20 protein-coding genes are annotated in these 20,922 nt (G+C 71.2%); 9 read left to right on the forward strand and 11 right to left on the reverse strand.

The features are described from left to right. Nucleotides 1–82 precede the first annotated feature (82 nt). The 3 genes from QC385_RS36160 to QC385_RS36170 all read left to right on the forward strand — a co-directional run bounded on the left by QC385_RS36160 (nt 83) and on the right by QC385_RS36170 (nt 3,768). Nucleotides 83–1,882, forward strand: a complete 1,800-nt coding sequence (locus QC385_RS36160; protein WP_279545618.1) for a DEAD/DEAH box helicase — start codon at nt 83–85, stop codon at nt 1,880–1,882. Between the two features lie 365 nt (nt 1,883–2,247). Beyond that, nucleotides 2,248–2,889 (forward strand): IclR family transcriptional regulator, encoded by a 642-nt coding sequence (locus QC385_RS36165; RefSeq protein ID WP_279545619.1) that lies wholly within the window; start codon nt 2,248–2,250, stop codon nt 2,887–2,889. An 87-nt stretch (nt 2,890–2,976) separates the two neighbouring features. Further along, nucleotides 2,977–3,768, forward strand: coding sequence for a S16 family serine protease (locus tag QC385_RS36170; protein WP_150481158.1), 792 nt, complete (start codon nt 2,977–2,979; stop codon nt 3,766–3,768). Here the strand turns inward: QC385_RS36170 and QC385_RS36175 are convergent. The 7 genes from QC385_RS36175 to QC385_RS36205 form a co-directional block, all read right to left on the reverse strand. Next, the gene (locus QC385_RS36175) at nt 3,765–3,944 is read right to left on the reverse strand and encodes a hypothetical protein (protein WP_279545621.1); all 180 of its coding nucleotides are present in this window, start codon (nt 3,942–3,944) and stop codon (nt 3,765–3,767) included. The two genes, QC385_RS36170 and QC385_RS36175, sit on opposite strands and share 4 nt — an antisense overlap. Nucleotides 3,945–3,956: 12 nt before the next feature. Then, nucleotides 3,957–4,532 (reverse strand): ArsR/SmtB family transcription factor, encoded by a 576-nt coding sequence (locus QC385_RS36180; RefSeq protein ID WP_279545623.1) that lies wholly within the window; start codon nt 4,530–4,532, stop codon nt 3,957–3,959. Between the two features lie 95 nt (nt 4,533–4,627). Then, a complete protein-coding gene (locus tag QC385_RS36185) occupies nt 4,628–5,590 on the reverse strand; it encodes a glycine betaine ABC transporter substrate-binding protein (RefSeq protein ID WP_279545625.1) in 963 nt (320 codons plus the stop codon). Continuing rightward, the gene (locus QC385_RS36190) at nt 5,587–6,408 is read right to left on the reverse strand and encodes an ABC transporter permease (protein WP_279545626.1); all 822 of its coding nucleotides are present in this window, start codon (nt 6,406–6,408) and stop codon (nt 5,587–5,589) included. Before QC385_RS36190 ends, QC385_RS36185 begins: the two co-directional genes overlap by 4 nt. Then, nucleotides 6,405–7,664 (reverse strand): betaine/proline/choline family ABC transporter ATP-binding protein, encoded by a 1,260-nt coding sequence (locus QC385_RS36195; RefSeq protein ID WP_279545627.1) that lies wholly within the window; start codon nt 7,662–7,664, stop codon nt 6,405–6,407. Before QC385_RS36195 ends, QC385_RS36190 begins: the two co-directional genes overlap by 4 nt. Next, nucleotides 7,657–8,304 (reverse strand): ABC transporter permease subunit, encoded by a 648-nt coding sequence (locus QC385_RS36200; RefSeq protein WP_086842350.1) that lies wholly within the window; start codon nt 8,302–8,304, stop codon nt 7,657–7,659. The genes QC385_RS36195 and QC385_RS36200 overlap by 8 nt, the downstream gene beginning before the upstream one ends. Before the next feature lie 18 nt (nt 8,305–8,322). Next, nucleotides 8,323–8,793, reverse strand: coding sequence for an Lrp/AsnC family transcriptional regulator (locus QC385_RS36205; RefSeq protein WP_279545628.1), 471 nt, complete (start codon nt 8,791–8,793; stop codon nt 8,323–8,325). Nucleotides 8,794–8,916: 123 nt separating this feature from the next. Between QC385_RS36205 and hppD the strand changes: the two genes are divergently transcribed. Further along, the gene (gene hppD / locus QC385_RS36210) at nt 8,917–10,062 is read left to right on the forward strand and encodes a 4-hydroxyphenylpyruvate dioxygenase (RefSeq protein ID WP_279545629.1); all 1,146 of its coding nucleotides are present in this window, start codon (nt 8,917–8,919) and stop codon (nt 10,060–10,062) included. Nucleotides 10,063–10,113: 51 nt separating this feature from the next. Here hppD and QC385_RS36215 read toward each other — a convergent pair whose 3' ends face one another. Further along, nucleotides 10,114–11,541 (reverse strand): tetratricopeptide repeat protein, encoded by a 1,428-nt coding sequence (locus tag QC385_RS36215; protein ID WP_279545630.1) that lies wholly within the window; start codon nt 11,539–11,541, stop codon nt 10,114–10,116. A gap of 92 nt (nt 11,542–11,633) precedes the next feature. Here QC385_RS36215 and QC385_RS36220 point away from each other — a divergent pair, with 92 nt between their 5' ends. Continuing rightward, nucleotides 11,634–13,055: an FAD-binding oxidoreductase gene (locus QC385_RS36220; protein WP_279545631.1), complete on the forward strand. Its 1,422-nt coding sequence runs from the start codon at nt 11,634–11,636 to the stop codon at nt 13,053–13,055. Nucleotides 13,056–13,138: 83 nt separating this feature from the next. On the opposite strand, the gene QC385_RS36225 is transcribed toward QC385_RS36220, so the two are convergent. After that, on the reverse strand, nt 13,139–13,549 hold the full coding sequence (locus QC385_RS36225) for an SsgA family sporulation/cell division regulator (RefSeq protein ID WP_279545632.1): 411 nt from the start codon (nt 13,547–13,549) through the stop codon (nt 13,139–13,141). Between the two features lie 244 nt (nt 13,550–13,793). Between QC385_RS36225 and QC385_RS36230 the strand changes: the two genes are divergently transcribed. Both QC385_RS36230 and QC385_RS36235 read left to right on the forward strand, forming a co-directional pair. Beyond that, nucleotides 13,794–15,554 carry an RDD family protein gene (locus QC385_RS36230; protein ID WP_279545633.1) on the forward strand — a complete coding sequence of 587 codons (1,761 nt, stop codon included), beginning with the start codon at nt 13,794–13,796 and terminating at the stop codon, nt 15,552–15,554. 118 nt (nt 15,555–15,672) lie between these two features. Beyond that, nucleotides 15,673–16,410, forward strand: coding sequence for an RDD family protein (locus QC385_RS36235; protein ID WP_279545635.1), 738 nt, complete (start codon nt 15,673–15,675; stop codon nt 16,408–16,410). Nucleotides 16,411–16,455: 45 nt separating this feature from the next. On the opposite strand, the gene QC385_RS36240 is transcribed toward QC385_RS36235, so the two are convergent. Further along, nucleotides 16,456–16,746 (reverse strand): hypothetical protein, encoded by a 291-nt coding sequence (locus tag QC385_RS36240; RefSeq protein WP_443033078.1) that lies wholly within the window; start codon nt 16,744–16,746, stop codon nt 16,456–16,458. Between the two features lie 437 nt (nt 16,747–17,183). Between QC385_RS36240 and QC385_RS36245 the strand changes: the two genes are divergently transcribed. After that, nucleotides 17,184–19,541 (forward strand): immune inhibitor A domain-containing protein, encoded by a 2,358-nt coding sequence (locus QC385_RS36245; RefSeq protein WP_279545637.1) that lies wholly within the window; start codon nt 17,184–17,186, stop codon nt 19,539–19,541. Nucleotides 19,542–19,675: 134 nt separating this feature from the next. Beyond that, the gene (locus QC385_RS36250; protein WP_279545638.1) at nt 19,676–20,020 is read left to right on the forward strand and encodes a hypothetical protein; all 345 of its coding nucleotides are present in this window, start codon (nt 19,676–19,678) and stop codon (nt 20,018–20,020) included. A 99-nt stretch (nt 20,021–20,119) separates the two neighbouring features. Here the strand turns inward: QC385_RS36250 and QC385_RS36255 are convergent, their stop codons facing one another. Beyond that, a complete protein-coding gene (locus QC385_RS36255) occupies nt 20,120–20,920 on the reverse strand; it encodes a hypothetical protein (protein ID WP_150481143.1) in 801 nt (266 codons plus the stop codon). Nucleotides 20,921–20,922 lie beyond the last annotated feature (2 nt).

A 20,922-nucleotide genomic window follows, 5' to 3' on the forward strand; every position in this document is an offset into this window, starting at 1 on the left:
CGCCGGTAGGGTGGCCCGGTTGTCATACGTAGCCGAGCCGTCAGGCTCCCTCGAACGAGCCGCCCGACCCCCAACGGAGACCGTGACTACCACCGCCGGCACCAGCTCTGCCTCGCACCACCTGTCCCCGGCGTTCCCCGGCCGCGCCCCCTGGGGTACCGCCAGCAAGCTGCGCGCGTGGCAGCAGGGCGCGATGGAGAAGTACATCCAGGAGCAGCCGCGGGACTTCCTGGCGGTCGCCACCCCCGGCGCCGGCAAGACGACCTTCGCGCTGACGCTGGCGTCGTGGCTGCTGCACCACCATGTCGTGCAGCAGGTCACCGTCGTGGCACCGACCGAGCACCTGAAGAAGCAGTGGGCCGAGGCCGCGGCCCGGATAGGCATCAAGCTCGACCCGGAGTACAGCGCCGGGCCGCTCGGCCGGGAGTACCACGGGGTCGCCGTGACCTACGCGGGTGTCGGTGTGCGGCCGATGCTCCACCGCAACCGTGTCGAGCAGCGCAAGACGCTGGTCATCCTCGACGAGATCCACCACGCCGGTGACAGCAAGTCCTGGGGCGAGGCCTGTCTGGAGGCGTTCGAGCCCGCGACGCGGCGGCTGGCCCTGACCGGTACGCCCTTCCGGTCCGACACCAACCCCATCCCCTTCGTGACGTACGAGGAGGGGAACGACGGCATCCGCCGGTCCGCCGCCGACTACACCTACGGCTACGGCAACGCCCTCGCCGACAACGTCGTCCGGCCCGTCATCTTCCTCTCCTACAGCGGCAACATGCGCTGGCGCACCAAGGCCGGTGACGAGGTCGCCGCGCGGCTCGGCGAGCCCATGACCAAGGACGCCATCAGCCAGGCCTGGCGGACCGCCCTGGATCCGCGCGGTGAGTGGATGCCCGCCGTGCTGCGCGCCGCCGACCAGCGGCTGACCGAGGTGCGCAAGGCCATCCCGGACGCCGGTGCGCTCGTCATCGCCTCCGACCAGGACTCGGCGCGTGCGTACGCCAAGCTGATCCGCGAGATCACGGGGAGCAAGGCGACCCTCGTGCTGTCCGACGACTCCGGGGCCTCCGAGCGGATCGACGAGTTCAGCGCGAACAACGACCGGTGGATGGTCGCGGTGCGGATGGTGTCCGAGGGCGTCGACGTGCCCCGCCTCGCGGTCGGGGTGTACGCCACCACCATCTCGACGCCGCTGTTCTTCGCGCAGGCCGTCGGGCGTTTCGTGCGGTCCCGGCGGCGCGGCGAGACGGCCTCCGTGTTCCTGCCGACCGTGCCCGACCTGCTCTCCTTCGCCAACGAGATGGAGCGCGAGCGCGACCACGTCCTCGACAAGCCCAAGAAGGAGGGCGAGGAGGACCCGTACGCCGAATCCGAGAAGGAGATGGAGGAGGCGAACAAGGAGCAGGACGAGGACACCGGCGAGCAGGACATGCTGCCCTTCGAGGCGCTGGAGTCCGACGCCGTCTTCGACCGGGTCATGTACAACGGTGCCGAGTTCGGCATGCAGGCCCACCCGGGGAGCGAGGAGGAGCAGGACTACCTCGGCATCCCCGGGCTGCTGGAGCCCGACCAGGTCCAGCTGCTGCTCCAGAAGCGGCAGGCCCGGCAGATCGCGCACAGCCGCAAGAAGCCGGACGAGGAGGCCGACCTGCTCGAAGTGCCCGCCGAGCGGCGGCCGGTCGTCTCGCACAAGGAGATGATGGAGCTGCGGCGGCAGCTCAACACGATGGTCGGCGCGTACGTCCACCAGAGCGGCAAGCCGCACGGCGTGATCCACACGGAGCTGCGGCGCGTGTGCGGGGGGCCTCCGGCGGCGGAGGCGACGGCGGGGCAGCTGCGGCAGCGGATCGCCAAGGTCCAGGAGTGGGCTACGCGGATGAAGTGACGCCGGTCGTCGTCGTCACAGGGCCGGGCCGAGCCCGGCCCGTTCCGCATGTGTGGGTGCCGTGTGTGCCCTTTGGGGCGCGATGTGTCCCCTGTTGCACGTATCGGGGCAAACAGTGCCAGTCGGCCCCGACGTGTGCCCGGATTCTGGACGGAGCCTTCCGCTCAGCGAACCCCCTTCGCTACTGTCCCGCTACGCATACGCCCCGTGGCAACGCCGCCGCGGAGCGCAGCCGTGAAGCGACGCGGCCCGGACAGGCCGGGCCGCCGGCCGATCGGCGGCCTCTGAAGCGCGTTGCCGACGGGACTCGGTGACGCATCCGACCGCCAGAGGGCCGCCGACCTCACCACTAAGGAGTGGGCGTCGTGACCGCGGAGACCTCCCAGACGCTCGACCGGGGACTGCGCGTCCTCAAGCTGCTCGCCGACACGGACCACGGGCTGACCGTGACCGAGCTCTCCCTCAAACTGGGCGTCAACCGGACCGTGGTGTACCGGTTGCTCGCCACGTTGGAACAGCACGCGCTCATACGCCGTGACCTGGGCGGACGTGCCCGGGTCGGGCTCGGGGTGCTGCGTCTGGGGCGGCAGGTCCATCCCCTGGTACGCGAGGCCGCGATGCCGGCGCTGCGGTCGCTGGCCGAGGACATCGGCGCGACGGCGCACCTGACCCTGGTCGACGGGGCGGACGCGCTCGCCGTGGCCGTGGTGGAGCCGACCTGGACGGACTACCACGTCGCCTACCGGGCCGGGTTCCGGCACCCCCTGGACCGGGGCGCCGCGGGCAAGGCGATCCTCGCGGCCCGGCAGCACCCGATGACGGACCCGGGCTACACCCTGACCCACGGGGAGCTGGAGGCCGGCGCGTGCGGGGCGGCGGCCCCGCTGCTGGGCGTGACCGGCGTCGAGGGCAGCGTGGGCGTGGTGATGCTGGCGGATGTGGTGCCGGAACGGGTGGGGGACAGGGTCGTCGAGGCGGCTCGAGAGGTCGCGGACGCGCTGCGCTGACGGGTGCGGGGCCCTCACGGTGCCCTCCTGCCGGGCCCCGGGTGACCTGGGCCCGGCCGGATTCCGCGCCCGAGTTAGATTGATCCCGTGTTCTCTCGCCTCACGCGTCCCCAGGCCATCGCCGTCTGCGCCCTGCCCGTCGCGGCTCTGCTCGCCACGGCGGTGTTCGCGCCGCTGCCGTTCTCGGTGGCGCAGCCCGGCCAGACGACGAACGTGCTCGGGGAGAACAAGGGCGCCCCGGTGATCACCATCTCGGGGGCACCGGTCCGGGACACCCGTGGCCAGCTTCGGATGACCACCATCGTGGCGACCTCACCGGACACCCGGGTCTCGCTCCCGGACATCCTCGACAGCTGGTTCCGCACGGACCGGGCGGTCATGCCGCGCGACGCGATCTACCCGAGCGGTGACACCGTCCAGGAGATCGAGCGGCACAACGAGAAGCAGATGAAGCAGTCCCAGGACGCGGCGACGCAGGCCGCGCTGAACCATCTCGGCCTCGACGACAAGGACGTCAAGGTCGGCCTGAAACTCGCGGACGTGGGCGGGCCCAGTGCCGGGCTGCTGTTCTCCCTGGGGATCATCGACAAGCTCGACGGTGACGGCACCGGCGGTGATCTCACCGGGGGCCGTGTCATCGCCGGCACCGGCACGATCGCCGCCGACGGCACGGTCGGGGCGGTGGGCGGCGTCGCCCTCAAGACCCAGGCGGCCAAGCGTGACGGTGCGACCGTGTTCCTCGTCCCGAAGGCGGAGTGCGCGGACGCGCGGGCCGAGCTGCCGAAGGGCCTGCGGCTGATTCCGGTGACGACGCTGAAGAGCACGGTGAGCTCACTGGTGGCCCTGGAGACGGGGAAGGGGTCCGTGCCGAGCTGCTAATGGACGGCGGCTGCCGTCCCCGGCCGGGTGGCGAGTCTTAAACCGACCTCTACGAGGGTCCAGCCCAGGCGGGTACGCAGGGCGTTTCGGTTCCGGGCCGCCGGGCGAACGCCGGCCTCGGCACGGAGTTCCGCGGCGCGGGCGTTGTACAGGGCGAGATGGATGTCCGGGTGCATGGGGCTGGCCTCTCACGGCGTCGTCTGGCTGGGGAAGACGTGCGTGTGGACGCGGACCGTTTCCGCGTCCGGGGTGTCCTCGGGCAGAGGGCGGTAGCTCCGCACGAGGTCGTGCATCTTGCCGATCAGCTCGCGGGCGAGTTCGGGGGTGAGGCGCAGGGTGAAGTCGCTCAGATCCGTGGCGCCGTCCCACTCCTCGGCCCAGTCGTTCGCGGTGCCGAGCCAGGTCGCGACCTCCCGGGTGTGCACGTTCGCGAGCTCGTAGCGGAACATGGCGACGGCTCCGCGCACGGCCGGATCCGGGTCCTTGATCAGGGTCTCGTCGAGTTGGACGCCTCCGTCCACCGCCTTCCACCAGCGCTCCCGTCCCTTGCCGCGCTCCGGATCGTCCGCGACGAAGCCGTGCGTGGCGAGCTGGCGCAGGTGGTAACTGGTCGCGCCGCTCGACTCGCCCAGTTTCTCCGCCAGTTGGGAGGCGGTAGCGGGCCCACCGCGCCGCAACGCGACCAGTAGCTGCATCCGCAGCGGATGGGCCAGGCCACGGAGGGATCGGGCGTCGAGCAGGCGAGGAGCCGGTTCTTCGGGCATGCATGCAAAGGTAGCGTTGCAAAGGAGTCTTTGCAACGGCTTCTTTGTAAGTCGGCCGTCCCTGGCCGGTCAGTCGCCCCTCCCCGGCCGGCCAGTCATCCCTCCCTGACCAGCCCCTCCTCCACCATCCACTCCAGCGCCACCTGATGCGGATCCTCCCCCTCCACATCCACCTTCGCGTTCAGCGTCCGCGCCACCGTGTTGTTGAGCTTCGCCGTCACCGGATCCAGGACGTCCGCGATCGCCGGCCACCGCTTGAGGGTCTTCGCGTTGATCATCGGCGCGGCGTTGTAGTTGGGGAAGAACTTCCTGTCGTCCGCCATGACCGCCAGCTTCATGGACTCGATGCGCCCGTCGGTGGTGAACACCTCCCCGTACGGGCAACTCCCCTCGGACGTCTGGGTGTAGATGATCCCCGTGTCCATCTGCGTGACGTTCCGCGCCGGCAGCTTCATCCCGTACGTCTGCTGCATGCCCGGCAGCCCGTCCGCCCGGTTCGCGAACTCGACCTCCACGCACAGCTTCACCGCCTCCGGGTCGGACTTCGCCAGCTTCGCCACGTCCGACAGGGTCTTCGTGCCGTACTTCTTCGCGTTGCGCCGGTTCATCGCCAGCGCGTACGTGTTGTTCAGGGACGACGGCCGCAGCCAGGCCAGCCCGTTCACCGTGTCGGCCTTGCGCACCGCCTCCCATTGCTCGCGCGGATCGGTGATCGGCTCGCTGTGCCCCAGGTACGTGATCCAGGCCGTGCCCGTGTACTCGTAGCCGGCGTCGGCGTCGCCCTTGCGGACGGCCTCGCGGCTGCCGATGGAACCCTGGATGCCCGTGCGGTCGAGTACCTCCGCGCCGGCCGCCTCCAGGGCGATGCCCATGATCGCGCCGAGGATCAGCCCCTCGGTGAACGACTTCGACGTCACCGTCAGGCTCGCGCCCTTCAGCGGCTCGCCCCGCCCGACCGATCCGGGCCGCACGTCGTCCGCCATGGGGGAGCCGCTGGTCAGGCCGCACCCCGCGACCAGCAGTCCCGCTGCCGCCGCCAGGCACGTCCGGCGCCTCATGGCTGGAGCCCCCGGGGCCGCAGGAGCACTTCGGCCAGCGAGGCCAGCCAGTCCACCAGCAGCGCCAGGACCACCGTGAGGACCGAGCCCAGCACCAGCACCGGCATCCGCTGGTTGGTGATCCCGGTCGTGATCAGTACGCCCAGCCCGCCGCCCCCGCCGAAGACCGCCAGGGTCGCCGTGCCGACGTTCAGGACGAGGGCCGTGCGGACACCCGCGAGGATCAGCGGGACCGCCAGGGGGAGCTCCACCCGGGTCAGGACTCCCACCGGCGACATGCCGATGCCCCGCGCCGCCTCCAGCAGCGTCGGGTCGTTCGCCTTCAGGCCGGTGATCGTGTTGGACAGCACGGGCAGGACGGCGTAGACGATGATGCCGATCAGGGCGGCCCTGCGGCCGATGCCCAGCCAGATGACGAGGAGCGCCAGCAGGCCGATCGCGGGGGTCGCCTGGCCCATGTTGGCGAACGCCATCGCCACCGGGGTGGCCCTGCGGAACGCCGGGCGGGTCAGCAGGATCCCCAGCGGGATCGCGATGATCAGCACGAAGAACGTGGAGATCGCGGTCAGTTGGATGTGCTGCCACAGGGCCTTGGAGACCTGGCCGCCCGACAGTGCGTTCCGGGACAGCGCGTCCAGGTCGGCCTGCTCGAACCAGAGCCAGGTGGCGAGCAGTACGGCCACCAGGACGGCGGGCAGCACGGTCAGCTGCTGCCGGCCGACGCGCCGGGGCGGCGGGCCGGGCGGCGTCCGGAGCGCCTCGGCCTCCTCTTCGTCCGCCGGTTCGGGGGCGGTGCGCACCTGCCCCGGAGCGGTCACCGCGTTCCTCCGAAGCCGCCCACGCCCGTGACGCTCCCGCCGCCCTCCTGCTCCGCGTGCGTCTGCGCCGCCCGCAGTTCCTCCAGCTCGTGCTGGTTCTCCAGCGCGTCGAGCCGGTCCGCCTCCAGCATGTCGTGCACCGAGTTGAGGAGCGTCTCCATGTCGACGACACCGGTGTACTCACCGCGCCGCCCCGTCACCGCGACGCGCCCGGTGTTGTCGGTGAGCACCGCCTCCAGCGCGTCCCGCAGGGTCGCGTCCCGGGTGACGGTGTCGTGCACCAGCGTCCCGGCGCGGGCCAGCGAGCCCCGGGCCCGCATCAGGTCGCCGCGCCGGAGCCACTTGTAGGGGCGGCCGCGCCGGTCGAGCAGCAGGACCTCGTTGGTGCCGGTGGCCCGCAGCCGGTTGAAGATCTGCTGCAACGGGTCGTCGATCGTCACCGTCGGGTAGTCGGTGATCTCCACGTCCCGTACCCGGGTCAGGTTCAGCCGCTTCAGCGCCGCCCCCGCGCCGACGAACCCGGACACGAAGTCGTCCGCCGGGTTGGTGAGGATGGCCTCCGGGGTGTCGAACTGCGCGATGTGGGAGCGTTCGCGCAGGACGGCGATCCGGTCGCCGATCTTGATCGCCTCGTCGAAGTCGTGGGTGACGAAGACGATCGTCTTGTGCAGCTCGTGCTGGAGCCGGATCAGCTCGTCCTGGAGATGGTCGCGGGTGATCGGGTCCACCGCCCCGAACGGCTCGTCCATCAGCAGCACCGGGGGATCGGCGGCCAGGGCCCGTGCCACGCCCACGCGCTGCTGCTGGCCGCCGGAGAGCTGGCGCGGGTAGCGGCCGTGGAACTCGCCGGGGTCGAGGCCGACCAGATCGAGGAGTTCCTCGGTCCGCGCCCTGGTCCGGGCCTTGGACCAGCCGATCATCCTCGGGACGAGCGCGATGTTCTGCGCGACCGTCATGTGCGGGAAGAGCCCGGCGGACTGGATGGCGTAGCCGACCTTGCGGCGCAGCCCGACCGGGTCGATGTCGGTGACGTCCTCACCGCCCATGCGGATACGGCCGCCGGTCGGTTCGATCAGCCTGTTGATCATCTTGAGGGTGGTGGACTTGCCGCAGCCCGAGGGGCCGACGAAGACGACGACCTCGCCCGCCTTGATCTCCATGCTCACGTTGTCCACGGCCGGCTGCGCACCGCCGGGGTACCGCTTGGTCAGGTTCTCCAGCTCGATGGAGGCCCCGTGGCCGTCGGTCTCAGGCACGGATCCCCCTGGGAATGGTCAGCCGCCCGATCAGGACGTACGCGGCGTCGAACAGCAGCGCCAGGACGATGATGCCGAGCGTGCCCGCGAGGACCTGGTTGAGCGCGTTGGCGCTGCCCAGCGAGGCGAGTCCGCGGAAGATGACGTTGCCGAGGCCCGGTCCCGAGGCGTACGCCGCGATGGCCGCGATGCCCATCAGCATCTGGGTCGCGACCCGGATCCCGGTCAGGATCGGCGGCCAGGCCAGCGGCAGCTCGATCCGCAGCAGCCGGGCCGGGCGGGACATCCCGATGCCCGTGGCCGCGTCCACCAGCGCCGGGTCGACCCCGCGCAGCCCGACGATCGCGTTGCGCACCACCGGCAGCAGCCCGTACAGCGTCAGCGCGATCACCGTCGGCGCCACGCCCAGGCCCACGACCGGGATGAGCAGCCCGATCAGGGCGAGCGCCGGGACGGTCAGGACGGTGGCGGTGGCAGTGGTCGCGAGGTTCCCGGCCCACTCGCTGCGGTAGGTGGCGACGCCGATCAGGACCCCGAGCACGGTCGCGACGACCATGCACTGGAAGACGGCGCTCGCGTGCTGGTAGGCGTCCGTGAGCAGCTGCTGGTGCCGGCCGGCCAGATACTCCCAGAAGTTCACACGCCCTCACCCCACGACTCAGGTCTCCTCCGCGGCCTGCTCCACGAGCGGGATGATCCGCGGCGGAACGGGGTTCTCCATGACGATCGCCGTGGAGGCCCGGACGATGCCATCAAAACCGACGACCCGGTCGATCACACGCTGGAGATCGGCGTTCGAGCGGGCCACCAGCCGGCACAGCATGTCCCCGCTGCCGGTGGTGGTGTGCAGCTCCAGCACCTCGGGCACGGACGCCAAGTGGGCCCGTACGTCGGCGCCTTGGCCCTGCCGGATCTGGAGCGTCGCGAACGCCGTGACCGGGTAGCCGAGCGCCGCCGGGTCCACCTCCGGGCCGAAGCCGCGGATGACTCCGTTCGACTGAAGCCGGTCGAGCCGCGCCTGCACCGTGCCGCGGGCCACGCCCAGCCGCCGGGACATCTCCAGCACCCCGATCCGCGGCTCCCGCGCCAGCAGCAGGATGATCCGGCCGTCCAGATGATCGATCGCCACAGCAGCCTCCCGGCATGGTCATCCTGTACAGAAGCGCCGTCGATACGGCCGTATTGCTGAACAGATTGCCCAGCGGAAACGCAAACTATTGCGCACCTTGCCGAGCGGGGAGACCCTGCGGCTATGACGCAGACCACACACCACACTCCCGACACCGCCCGGCAGGCCGACCCCTTCCCGGTCAAGGGAATGGACGCGGTCGTCTTCGCCGTGGGCAACGCCAAGCAGGCGGCGCACTACTACTCCACCGCCTTCGGCATGAAACTGGTCGCCTACTCCGGACCGGAGAACGGCAGCCGCGAGACCGCTGCCTACGTCCTGGAGAACGGCTCCGCCCGCTTCGTCCTCACCTCGGTCATCAAGCCGTCCAGCGACTGGGGCCACTTCCTCGCCCGGCACGTGGCCGAGCACGGCGACGGTGTCGTCGACCTCGCCATCGAGGTGCCGGACGCGCGCGCCGCGTACGCCTACGCCCTCGAACACGGTGCCCGCTCGGTGGCCGAGCCGTACGAGCTGAAGGACGAGCACGGCACGGTCGTCCTGGCCGCGATCGCCACGTACGGCGAGACCCGCCACACCCTCGTCGAGCGCTCCGGCTACGACGGCCCGTACCTGCCCGGCTACGTCGCGGCCAAGCCGATGGTCGAGCCGCCCGCACAGCGCACCTTCCAGGCCATCGACCACTGCGTCGGCAACGTCGAGCTCGGCCGCATGAACGAGTGGGTCGGCTTCTACAACAAGGTGATGGGCTTCACGAACATGAAGGAGTTCGTGGGCGACGACATCGCCACCGAGTACAGCGCGCTGATGTCGAAGGTCGTCGCCGACGGCACGCTCAAGGTCAAGTTCCCGATCAACGAGCCGGCCATCGCCAAGAAGAAGTCCCAGATCGACGAGTACCTGGAGTTCTACGGTGGCGCGGGCGTCCAGCACATCGCCCTCAACACCAACGACATCGTCCAGACGGTCCGCACCATGCGCGCGGCCGGCGTCGAGTTCCTGAACACGCCCGACTCGTACTACGACACGCTGGGGGAGTGGGTCGGCGAGACGCGCGTGCCGATCGACACCCTGCGCGAGCTGAAGATCCTCGCCGACCGCGACGAGGACGGCTATCTGTTGCAGATCTTCACCAAGCCGGTCCAGGACCGCCCGACCGTCTTCTTCGAGATCATCGAGCGCCACGGCTCGATGGGCTTCGGCAAGGGCAACTTCAAGGCCCTGTTCGAGGCGATCGAGCGCGAGCAGGCCCGCCGCGGCAACCTGTGACCCGATCGCTCCTGTGAGCTCGTGCGGGTGTCACGGGGCACCCGCACGCCCTCATTCCTCCTCCATCCGAGGCACCTCGTCCGGCGGCTCCCCCAGCGCCTCCGACGCCGCCCGCGCCGCAGGCGCATGCAGCGGTGAGAAGTGCGGGTTGATCCGCAGCGCCTCCGCCAGGTGGCGTCGTGCGGCCCCGTACCGCTCCAGCTCCCGCTCGATCATGCCGCGGTGATAGGCGTACGCCGCGCTGCGCACCGCGCCCCCGTGGTCGTCCTCCGTCGCCCGCACCGCGAACCGCAGCGCCTCCTCCGGCTCCCCGGCCCGGTGCAGCGCCCAGCCCAGCGCGTCGGCGACCTCGGTCCCCGGCTGGCGGCGCCACTCGGCCCGCAACCGCCGGACGGCCTCCCGCGGATCGCCGTGGTCCGCCTCGAACTGCCCCAGCACCAGCTCCTCGTCGGCCCCGCCCGCGGCGGCGCCCCGGACCCGCTCCCGCAGCAGGTCGTACTGCACCCGGGCCGCCTCCGGCATCCCCAGCGACTCGTACAGCTCGCCCAGCTCCAGGGCGTATCTGGGACAGGGCTGCTTGGCGAGAGCCACCCGGTACGCGTTCAGCGCCTCCGTCGTCCGGCCCAGGGCCGCCAACGCCCTGCCCTGCCCGGCCTGCGCGGCCCGCTGGCCCGGGTCGAGGCGCACCGCCTCCTGGAAATGCCGCAGCGCGTCCTGAAGGTCCCCGCGTTCCCAGGCCAGCTGGCCGGCCCGCTCCAGATAGGCCGCCCGCTCGGCCGGTGTCCGCGCGCCCGCCGCCGCGTCCGCCAGTGAGGCCGCCGCGTCCTCCCGCCAGCCCCGGTCGCGGTAGACGGCAGCGGCCCGCGCCAGCACGGCAGGCCCGGAGCGCAGCTCCGTCAGCCGGTCCAGCGTCCGCTGGGCCGCCGCGTGCTCGCCGAGCCCGGTGTAGGCGTCGATGAGCAGCGGATACGTCGTCCACCGCCGGGGCTCCAGCTTCAGCGCCGCCTCGCCCCAGCGGCGCGCGGCGGGGAAGTCCCGGCGCGCGTTGGCCAGCGCGGCCATTCCGGCCAAGGCCCGTGTGTTCCGCCGCGGCCGCACCTTCAGCGACGTACGCAACACCCTCTCGGCACGCGGGTAGTACGCCGGGTCCGCCAGCCGCCGCCCCTGCTCCACGTAGGCCGCCCCGAGCACCGCCCAGGACCGCGCGTCCCGCGGATGCGTCCGCAGCCGCTTCTCCCGCTCGCCGACCAGCTCCGCCAGATCGGGCAGCGCGGCCGGCACCCCGGCGGTGACCGCCGCCATGGCCAGCGCCCCCGGCGACGGCGGAGCAGGCTCGGCGGGCCGCTCCCACGGCACCAGCACCAGCACCCCGCCGAGCACGGCACACCCCGCGACGCCGACGAGCACCACCCGCCGGGTGCGGAAGCGGCCCCTCGGGCTGCTCCACTGCCGCCGCGGACCCTCCTGCTGGTTCTCCATGGCGCTCACTGTGCGTCAGTACGACGACCACACCCGGGCAGGTGAAGGGTGCAGCCGACGGGGTTCACACCGATGGCCCCGGGTGCGAACCTGTGATCATGAGCCGTATCGAAGCGCCCAGCTCCGAAGGCGCGGACACCGCAGCGACCGGCAACCTCGTCGACCTCCTGCTCAGCGGCCTGCCCGCCGAGACGGTCCTCACCAACCCCGACGTCACGGCCTCCTACGCCCACGACATGGCGAGCTTCTGCCCGGCCGGCGCCCCGGCCGCGGTCGTCCTGCCCCGCACGGTGGAGCAGGTCCAGCACGTGATGCGCACCGCCACCGCCCTGCGCGTCCCGGTCGTCCCGCAGGGCGCCCGCACCGGACTGTCCGGCGCCGCGAACGCCTCCGACGGCTGCATCGTGCTCTCCCTGACCAAGATGGACCGCATCCTGGAGATCAACCCGGTCGACCGCGTCGCCGTCGTCGAGCCCGGCGTGATCAACGCAGCCCTGTCCCGGGCCGTCGGCGAACACGGCCTGTACTATCCGCCGGACCCCTCCAGCTGGGAGATGTGCACCATCGGCGGCAACATCGGCACGGCCTCGGGCGGCCTGTGCTGCGTGAAGTACGGGGTCACCGCCGAGTACGTCCTCGGGCTGGACGTCGTGCTGGCCGACGGGCGGCTCATGACCACCGGCCGCCGCACCGCCAAGGGCGTCGCCGGGTACGACCTGACCCGGCTGTTCGTCGGCTCCGAGGGCTCGCTCGGCATCGTCGTACGGGCCGTGCTCGGCCTGCGCCCCAAGCCGCCCGAGCAGCTCGTGCTGGCCGCCGAGTTCGCCTCCGCGGCCGCGGCCTGCGACGCCGTGTGCCGCATCATGGAGGGCGGCCACGTCCCGTCACTCCTCGAACTCATGGACCGTACGACGGTCAAGGCAGTCAACGACATGGCACAGATGGGCCTTCCGGAGACCACCGAGGCCCTGCTCCTGGCCGCCTTCGACACCACCGACCCGGCCGCCGACCTCGCCGCCGTCGGCGCGCTGTGCGAGGCTGCCGGCGCCACCCAGGTCGTACCGGCCGACGACGCGGCCGAGTCGGAACTGCTCCTCCAGGCGCGGCGGTTGTCGCTCACCGCGCTGGAGGCGGTCAAGGGCGTGACGATGATCGACGACGTGTGCGTGCCCCGCTCCCGGCTCGCCGAGATGCTCGAAGGGGTCGACCGGATCGCCGAGAAGTACCGGCTCACCATCGGGGTCGTCGCCCATGCGGGGGACGGCAACACCCACCCGACGGTGTGCTTCGACCCGTCCGACCCCGACGAGTCCCGGCGCGCCCGCGAGTCCTTCGACGAGATCATGGCCCTCGGCCTGGAACTCGGCGGCACGATCACCGGCGAGCACGGCGTCGGCGTGCTGAAGAAGGAGTGGCTGGCGCGCGAGATCGGCCCGGTGGGGATGGAGATGCAGCGGGCCGTCAAACAGGCCTTCGACCCGCTGGGCATCCTGAACCCGGGCAAGCTGTTCTGACGGCCGGGCCCTCACGGGCCCGACCGGCCCGACCGGCCTGACCGGCCTGACGGGCTTCACCGACTTCACGGGCTTCACCGGCCTCACTGGGCGAGCAACTGGTCCAGTTCGTCGTCGAGACCGAGCTGCTCCCCTTCCGTCCCCGGCGGAACCAGCCGCAGCGTGCGCTCCAGCCAGGCCGACACCTGCGCCGCCGGGGCCTCCAGCAGGGCGTCCCCGTCGGGTGAACTCAGCGCCACCAGGACGACGCCGCGCTCCTCGGCCTTCGCCGGCCACACCCGCACGTCCCCCCGCCCGCACGGCCGGAACACGCCCTCCACCAGCAGCTCCCGGGCGAACGTCCAGTGCACGGGGTGCGCTGAGTCGATGTGGAAGGTGACGTGCACGGCGTACGGGTCGTCGGTGACGTACCCGAGCCGGGCCGGCACCGGGATCCGGCGGTGCGGCGGCAGGACGAGTTTCAGCTCCAGCTCGCGTTCCACCACGGTGCGCATGGCGGTGTTCCCTTCTCTGCACGGCTGCCCGCGAGGGCCGGTCGGGAGGAGAGAGCGCGCGGGGGCGGCGGCATTACGCGTGTTGCCGGAAGTTTTTTCGCACGGGGAGGCGCCGGGCCGCGCGATGCGTAGCACATCGGTGCTCGAAAGGGGTGGGTCCGGTGGGACCGGCGGTGGGGGTTGCGCCCGTCTGATAGATGTGGAGGCCCCCATTTGGCCCTCGAGCAGATACGGGACGACGGAGATGAGCGCCCCAACCCCGGCCCCCGGTGACGACAGGCCCCGCGAAGGTTATTACCCGGACCCATCCATTCCTGGATATGTCCGTTACTGGAACGGTGCGTCCTGGGTACCGGGCACCAGCCGTCCCGCACCCAAGGACGGCGAGACGCTCGCGCCGCCGCCCGGTGCCGCGCCCTCCGGCTCGGGCTCCGGCTCCGGCCCCGGCTCGGCCTCGGTCGAGGAGACCGGCCCGCACTTCTTCGACGAGGATCCGGCCGACGAGCCGTCCCCTGCCGACGCCCAGCACGGCAGCCGTCCCGAGCCCGCGTCCGCCTGGGGCGCCGACCGCTCCCGTCAATCGGGCTTCGGCGGCGACCAGGACCGCCGTGTCGCGTGGGGCGCACCGCAGGGCGCGCAGGGAGCGGCTCAGCAGGGTGCCGACCCGCGGGTGCCACAGGCCGACCGGCAGCCGCCCGGCGAGTCCCCCTCGCAGGGGGAACCGCCGTCCGCCGCCGACCAGGAGGCGAACGCCGCGGCCGCCGGCAGCACGTTCGTCTTCCGGCGCCCGGCGGGGAAGGCCGGGGGAGGGGCCTCCGCCGATGCCCCCGACGACGGCACGATGACGTTCCGCGCGGTGTCCCCGCGTCCGGGCACGGCCGCGTCCGCAGGCGGCTCCAAGCCGGCCGGGGGCACGGGCGGCAACTCCGGGACTCCCGGGTTCGGTCCGGCGGGCTCGGGCGGCCCGGGCAGTGGCCCGGCGGCGTCCGGGTTCGGTGCGCAGGCCGGGCCGGGCGGATCCGGTGGCGGCTCGGCAGGCTCTGGTTTCGGCTCTCAGGGCGCGGCGGCGGCCTTCGGCTCCGCGGGCTCGGCCGGTCCGGCGGGGTCCGGTTTCGGCGCCCCCGCGGGCCCGGCCGGCAGCCCGGCGGGACCCGCCTTCGGCGCGCAGGGCGGTGCGGCCGCCCCCGCCGACGCCTCGAACCGCCCCGGCTTCAGTGCCGGGAAGGCCGCCGCGGCCCGGGCCGCCGCACAGGCCGACCCCGGCGTCCAGGCCTCCGCGGCCGCCCCGGCGGCGCTGTCCGGACCCCAGTCGGCGCCCACCGTCCCTCCGCAGTCCGGCGCGCCCCAGCCCGGCCCCGGCGCCTCCGCCACCCCCCTCAGCGCCGGCCCCGGCGGCGGTCAGTCCTCCTGGGCGCAGCAGGTGCACCGGCTCGCCGGAGCGGGCGACGGCGCCGATCAGCCCGTCGCGCCCTGGAAGCCGCCGACCGAGGACATCTTCCAGGCGGCCGCCCGGCGTCAGGCGTCGGCCCGCCCCGCGGGACTCGGCAAGCGGCTGGCCGCCCGGCTGCTGGACACCCTCGTCCTCGCCGGCATCACGGCCGGGGCCGCCGTGCCGCTCGGCATCAAGGCGGTCGACCACGTCAACGAGAAGATCGAGGAGGCCAGGCTCTCCGGCGAGACCGTCACGGTCTGGCTGCTCGACGGCACCACGTCGGCCTACCTCGGCATCGTCCTGGTCGTCCTGCTGCTCGCCGGCGTCGTCTCGGAGGTGCTGCCCACCGCCAAGTGGGGCCGCACCCTCGGCAAGAAGCTGATGGGTCTCGACGTGCGGGACATCGAGGGCCACGACGCCCCGGAGTTCGGCGCGGCCCTGCGCCGCTGGCTGGTCTACAGCGTGCCCGGACTCCTCGTCGTCGGGATCGTCGGCATCGCCTGGTGCCTCTTCGACAAGCCGTGGCGCCAGTGCTGGCACGACAAGGCCGCGCACACGTTCGTGGCGGGCTGAGCGGCACCCGCACATCCGGCACGGGAGGGCGGCGTACGGCCGCCGCACCAGGTGAATCCGTACCTCGGACGGCCGCCCGCCGGATGCGGAGCCGTGGGGTTCGCGGTCGACTCGGGCCATGAGCAGTGAACCGCCCCCCGGCTCCGGTCAGCAGCCCCCCGAAGACGATCCGTTCAGGAAGCGGCCCCCGGGCGAGCAGCCCGGCGAGGGCGCGGGTTCGCCCTACGACCACGAGCCCCCGCCGTACCCGGGCGGCGGGCCAGGTGGCGGCCAGGGCGGCGGTCCCGGCGGTGTTCCTCCCGGCGGCGGCCAAGGCGGCGGCCCCTACGACGGCCCTCCCGGTGGTGGCCCCGGTGGCCCCTATGGCGGTTCGCCCTACGGCGGCGGCCCCACCGACCCCCTCGCCGGCATGCCCCCGCTCGCCGACAGCGGCAAGCGCACGCTCGCCCGCATCATCGACATGATCCTGGTGGGTGTCGTCGTCTGGCTGCTCACCTTGGGCTTCGACGTCAACGAGTACGACGTGGACAGCGACCGCATCGACATCGGCAGGTCCTTCTGGCAGTCGGCCGTCGCCGCCGTCCTCTACATCGCCTACGACACCGTTCTGACCGCGCGGACCGGCCAGACCCTCGGCAAGAAGCTGTTGCACATGCGGGTGGCCAACCTGGACAACGGTGCCACGCCCTCCGGGCAGAACGCGCTGATGCGCGCGGCGGTGCTGTGGATCCCGTTCGCCTTCTGCTGCGCCTGCGTCTGGACGGCGATCTCGGGCGGCTGGAGCTTCTTCGACCGGCCCTACAAGCAGGGCCTGCACGACAAGGCGGCCAAGACGGTTGTGGTCGGCACCGATTGAGGCACAGAACGCCTCAACTGAAGGTAGGAAAGGGTCAGCGGGCGGTCAGGAGACCGCCCGCTCGCGCACCGGTTCCGGAGCCGGGGCCGGGGCCGGGGCGGGAACCGAGGCCCGTACGGGTTCCCCGGGCGCGGGCTGTTCCACCGCCGCCGGGCGCTTCCCGGACAGCGGCACCGTCATGGCGACCAGCAGCCCGAGGGCGAGCGCCGCGACGGCGATGATCGCGATCCCCACGGCCGAACTCGTCTGTGACAGCAGCAGCATGGCGAGGGTCGAGAAGATCACGGTGCAGGAACCGTAGGCGAGCTGTGCGGCAGTCGGACGGGGCATGGCCATCATGTCCTCGAAAGTGGGGGTCCACGGGGGTGTCGGCCTGGCATTCCGCCAGCTTCCGGGCGTTCCGCCAATCGACTCTAATCGGCAGGGTGCCCGAGTGGAACGAACGGTAAGCGTGACCTAATCAACAGGGCCGGAGCACAGGGGGCGCACGGAGTCATGGCGTCCAAGTAGTGGACATATGCGCGCGCCCACCGGACGGTGGCACGTGCCTGTGGGGCGGCGGACTTCGCCGGTCCGGAACCGACTTGATTGTCCGTTAAACGAACATCGGGCTCCGCATAATGCACTTGACCTGTCCAAGTCAAGATCTGTCTTTTCTTCTAAACCTCTAGTCAAATGTCGTCACTTGACTACACGCGTTGATCACGCGCGCGCGGACCCCTTCGACACCAGACCCCTTCCTCCGCGCGCACGAACGCGGGGGAGGAACTCAAGTGACCAGTAGACCCTGGACGTTCAGAGCGGCGGCCATCGGCGTGGCGCTCGCGGCGGCCACGGCCACCGTCTCCGCATACGGCGTGGCCCAGGCCGACGACACCTCCGCTCCCAGGTCCACCACCGTGGACCGGCACGACCCGGCGGATAGCCACCACGGCGAGCACGACCTCGAAGGCCCGCTGAGCAAGACCCAGGAGGCCCAGCGCCAGGAGGCCCTGAAGCAGGTCATATCCGGCAAGAACACGGTCAAGAACCGTGACGGCTCGAAGGTCGTCCAGCTCAAGAGCAAGAAGGGCGACAGCAAGTACGTCGAGCTCGGCCGCGAGAAGACCGACAAGATCTTCACCATCCTGGTCGAGTTCGGCGACAAGATCAGCGAGTTCGGCGGCACGCCCGGCCCGCTGCACAACCAGATAGCCAAGCCGGACCGCAAGAAGGACAACTCCACGGCCTGGCGGGCGGACTACGACCGGGAGTACTTCCAGGACCTCTACTTCGGCACCGGCAAGAAGACCGAGTCGGTGAAGAAGTACTACGAGAAGCAGTCCTCCGGCCGTTACTCGGTCGAGGGCGAGGTCTCCGACTGGGTCAAGGTCCCCTACAACGAGGCCCGTTACGGCAACAACGCCTGCGGTGACAAGAACTGCCCGAGCGTGTGGAACGTCGTCAGCGACGGTCTGAACGCGTGGGTCTCCCAGCAGAAGGCAGCTGGGAAGACCGACGCCGAGATCAAGGCGGACGTCAAGCAGTACGACCAGTGGGACCGCTACGACTTCGACGGCGACGGCGACTTCAACGAGTCGGACGGCTACATCGACCACTTCCAGGTCGTCCACGCCGGTGAGGACGAGTCCGCGGGCGGCGGCGCGCAGGGCGAGGACGCGATCTGGGCCCACCGCTGGTACGCCTTCGGCACCGACGCCGGCGCCACCGGCCCCGAGGACAACAAGCTCGGCGGCGCGAAGATCGGCGACACCGGCATCTGGGTCGGCGACTACACCGTCCAGCCGGAGAACGGCGGACTCGGCGTCTACGCCCACGAGTACGGCCACGACCTCGGCCTGCCGGACCACTACGACACCACCGGTGACGGCGAGAACTCCACCGGCTTCTGGACCCTGATGTCCTCCGGCTCCTGGCTCGGCACCGGCAAGAAGGAGATCGGTGACCTGCCCGGCGACATGACCGCCTGGGACAAGCTCCAGCTGGGCTGGCTCAAGTACGACACCGCGAAGGCCGCGACGAACTCGTGGCACAAGCTGGGTCTCGCCGAGTACAACACCAAGCACAAGCAGGCCCTCGTGGTCGACCTGCCCAAGAAGAAGGTCACCACCGAGATCGTGGCCCCCGCGCAGGGTGCGAACCAGTGGTGGAGCGGCAGCGGCGACAACCTCAAGAACACGCTGGCCCGTTCGGTCGACCTCACCGGCAAGAAGTCGGCGTCCCTGACCCTCGACGGCTGGTACGACATCGAGGCCAACTACGACTACCTCTACACCGAGGTGTCGACCGACGGCGGCGCCAACTGGACCGCGCTCGACGGCACGGTGGACGGCCAGCCGCTCCCGCGCGACGGCAGCGACAAGCCGGTTCTGACCGGCACGTCCGGCGCGTACAAAAAGCTGGCGTTCCCGCTGGACGCCTACGCGGGCAAGAAGATCGACCTGCGTTTCCGCTACCAGACCGACGGCGGCGTGGCCCAGAAGGGCTTCACGGCCGACCGCATCACCGTGACCGCCGACGGCGCGGCGGTCTTCTCCGACGACGCCGAGTCCGCGGACGCGGCCTGGAAGGCGGGCGGCTTCTCGCGCATGGGCGCGTCCTTCACCAAGGACTACGCGCAGTACTACATCGCGGAGAACCGCCAGTACGTGTCGTACGACAAGACCCTCAAGGTCGGCCCGTACAACTTCGGCTTCACCGACACCCGTCCGGACTGGGTGGAGCACTACCCGTACCAGAACGGCCTGTTGATCTGGAAGTGGGACACCTCCCAGGCGGACAACAACACCAGCGAGCACCCGGGCACGGGTCTGCTGTTGCCGGTCGACTCGCACCCCAAGGCGCTGAAGTGGACCGACGGCACGCTGATGCGCAACCGCATCCAGTCCTACGACTCGCCGTTCAGCCTGTACCGCACGGACGGCATCGAGCTGCACAACGCGGGTGTCGCGACGCGCATCCCGTCGTCGAAGGGGGTGTCGGTCTTCAACGACCGGGTGAACACCTACTACGACGAGTCGAACAAGACCGGTGGCGTCAAGATCACTGACACCAACACCAAGATCAAGATCATCAAGGAGGCCAAGAACGGCTCGACGATCGAGCTCGAAGTAGGCCCCGCAGCGAAGTAAATCGCGTTTTCCCAGGTCAGAGCATGATCGGCGGTGACCCCCTGGCGGGTCACCGTCGATCCGTGTTTAGGTGCGTCCTGTGGTTCTCTTATTGACACCGACCGACACACCGACCGACACGGGGGTATGACCGCATGGCCGCAGGAGGCTTCTGCAAGCTGCCGAACGGCACCGTGGTGGTGGCGCTGAACCTGCCCAGCCCCGCCGCCGACGGCCCCGGCGCCGTCCGCGTCCTCGTCCACTCCGTGAACCGGGCCCGAGCCCTGACCAGGCTCCGCAACCTCGGCCTGCGGTCGGTCTACCTGCGCGGCAACGCCGCCCCACCGACTCCCGACGAGATCACGGCGGTCCTCCACCACCCCGACGGCCTGATATGGCGCACGGCCCCTGACAACGGTGTCGTGGGCGGCCCGGACCTCGTCCTGGAACTGTGGCGCCCGATCAGAGCCCTCCTGAGGCGCCCTACGGCCCAGACGTAGCGACGCCGCGGGCCACCGCGACTGAGGCGGTGACCCGCGTCCGGGCCGCTTCTCTGGACCGGCCGCTGCCGGCGCTCTCGCCGGCCGCCGCCGTCCGCGCTACTTCTTGCGCTGCTTGGCGCTTTCCTTGGCGGCGGCCACCGCGGCCGCCTTCTTCAGGTCGGCGACCGTCGTGGTGAACTTGCCCGGGCGGGTCCCGCCCGAGCTCTTGCGCACCTTCTCGGCCTCGGCGGCGGTCAGCGCCACGATGTTGGAAGAGGCCGGCTGGACGCTGCCCTTGCCGAGCACGAACACGCCCTGGTTGCCGCCGACGGGGATCCAGAACGTGGGCACCGAGGTGATGCCCGGGTGGTCCCCCGCGGCGAGCTGCGTCAGGTAGAGGGCGTACTGCTTGCCCACGCTGATCGGCGTGGTGCCCTCCATCGACACGGCGTCGGTGTCGATGTTGCCGACGACGATCTCGTCACCCTCGGTGACGCCGAAGCCGCGCTTCATCATCCCCGAGACCCGCACCTTCAGGAACACCATCGGCATGCACTGGGCGTCGCCCGGAGGGTCGCCCGCGATCCCGGACGGAGTCGCCGTGGGGTCGGGCACGGTGCTGGCCGACGGGTCGGGGTTGGTGTCGACGCTGTCCGCCGCCGTCGGGTCGATGGTCGGCTCGGTGGTGGGCTCGCCGCCTTCGTCGCACTCCTTGGTCTGCACGCTCAGCACGGCGCCGGTGATGGCGATGTCCGAGACGGTGGTGACCTCCTCGGCGCTGGCGTACTGGGCGTAGTCCGCCTCCACGTGGTCCTGGCCGGCGCCCTGGGACGACGACGACCCGGGGCCCGAGCAGGCGGTGAGGCAGGCGAGGGCCAGGCCGACGGCTGCGGCGGGCACGCGCATGGTCTTCTTCATGT

This window comes from Streptomyces sp. DH10 (genome assembly GCF_029813805.1).
In the GTDB taxonomy this organism is placed as follows: Bacteria; Actinomycetota; Actinomycetes; order Streptomycetales; family Streptomycetaceae; genus Streptomyces; species Streptomyces coeruleofuscus.

Coding starts and splice junctions, on each gene's coding strand:
- QC385_RS36175 (WP_279545621.1), bottom strand. CDS start 3,944: ATGCACCCGGACATCCATCTCGCCCTGTACAACGCCCGCGCCGCGGAA.
- QC385_RS36180 (WP_279545623.1), bottom strand. CDS start 4,532: ATGCCCGAAGAACCGGCTCCTCGCCTGCTCGACGCCCGATCCCTCCGT.
- QC385_RS36185 (WP_279545625.1), bottom strand. CDS start 5,590: ATGAGGCGCCGGACGTGCCTGGCGGCGGCAGCGGGACTGCTGGTCGCG.
- hppD (WP_279545629.1), top strand. CDS start 8,917: ATGACGCAGACCACACACCACACTCCCGACACCGCCCGGCAGGCCGAC.
- QC385_RS36215 (WP_279545630.1), bottom strand. CDS start 11,541: ATGGAGAACCAGCAGGAGGGTCCGCGGCGGCAGTGGAGCAGCCCGAGG.
- QC385_RS36225 (WP_279545632.1), bottom strand. CDS start 13,549: ATGCGCACCGTGGTGGAACGCGAGCTGGAGCTGAAACTCGTCCTGCCG.
- QC385_RS36230 (WP_279545633.1), top strand. CDS start 13,794: ATGAGCGCCCCAACCCCGGCCCCCGGTGACGACAGGCCCCGCGAAGGT.
- QC385_RS36235 (WP_279545635.1), top strand. CDS start 15,673: ATGAGCAGTGAACCGCCCCCCGGCTCCGGTCAGCAGCCCCCCGAAGAC.
- QC385_RS36240 (WP_443033078.1), bottom strand. CDS start 16,746: ATGGCCATGCCCCGTCCGACTGCCGCACAGCTCGCCTACGGTTCCTGC.
- QC385_RS36250 (WP_279545638.1), top strand. CDS start 19,676: ATGGCCGCAGGAGGCTTCTGCAAGCTGCCGAACGGCACCGTGGTGGTG.
- QC385_RS36255 (WP_150481143.1), bottom strand. CDS start 20,920: ATGAAGAAGACCATGCGCGTGCCCGCCGCAGCCGTCGGCCTGGCCCTC.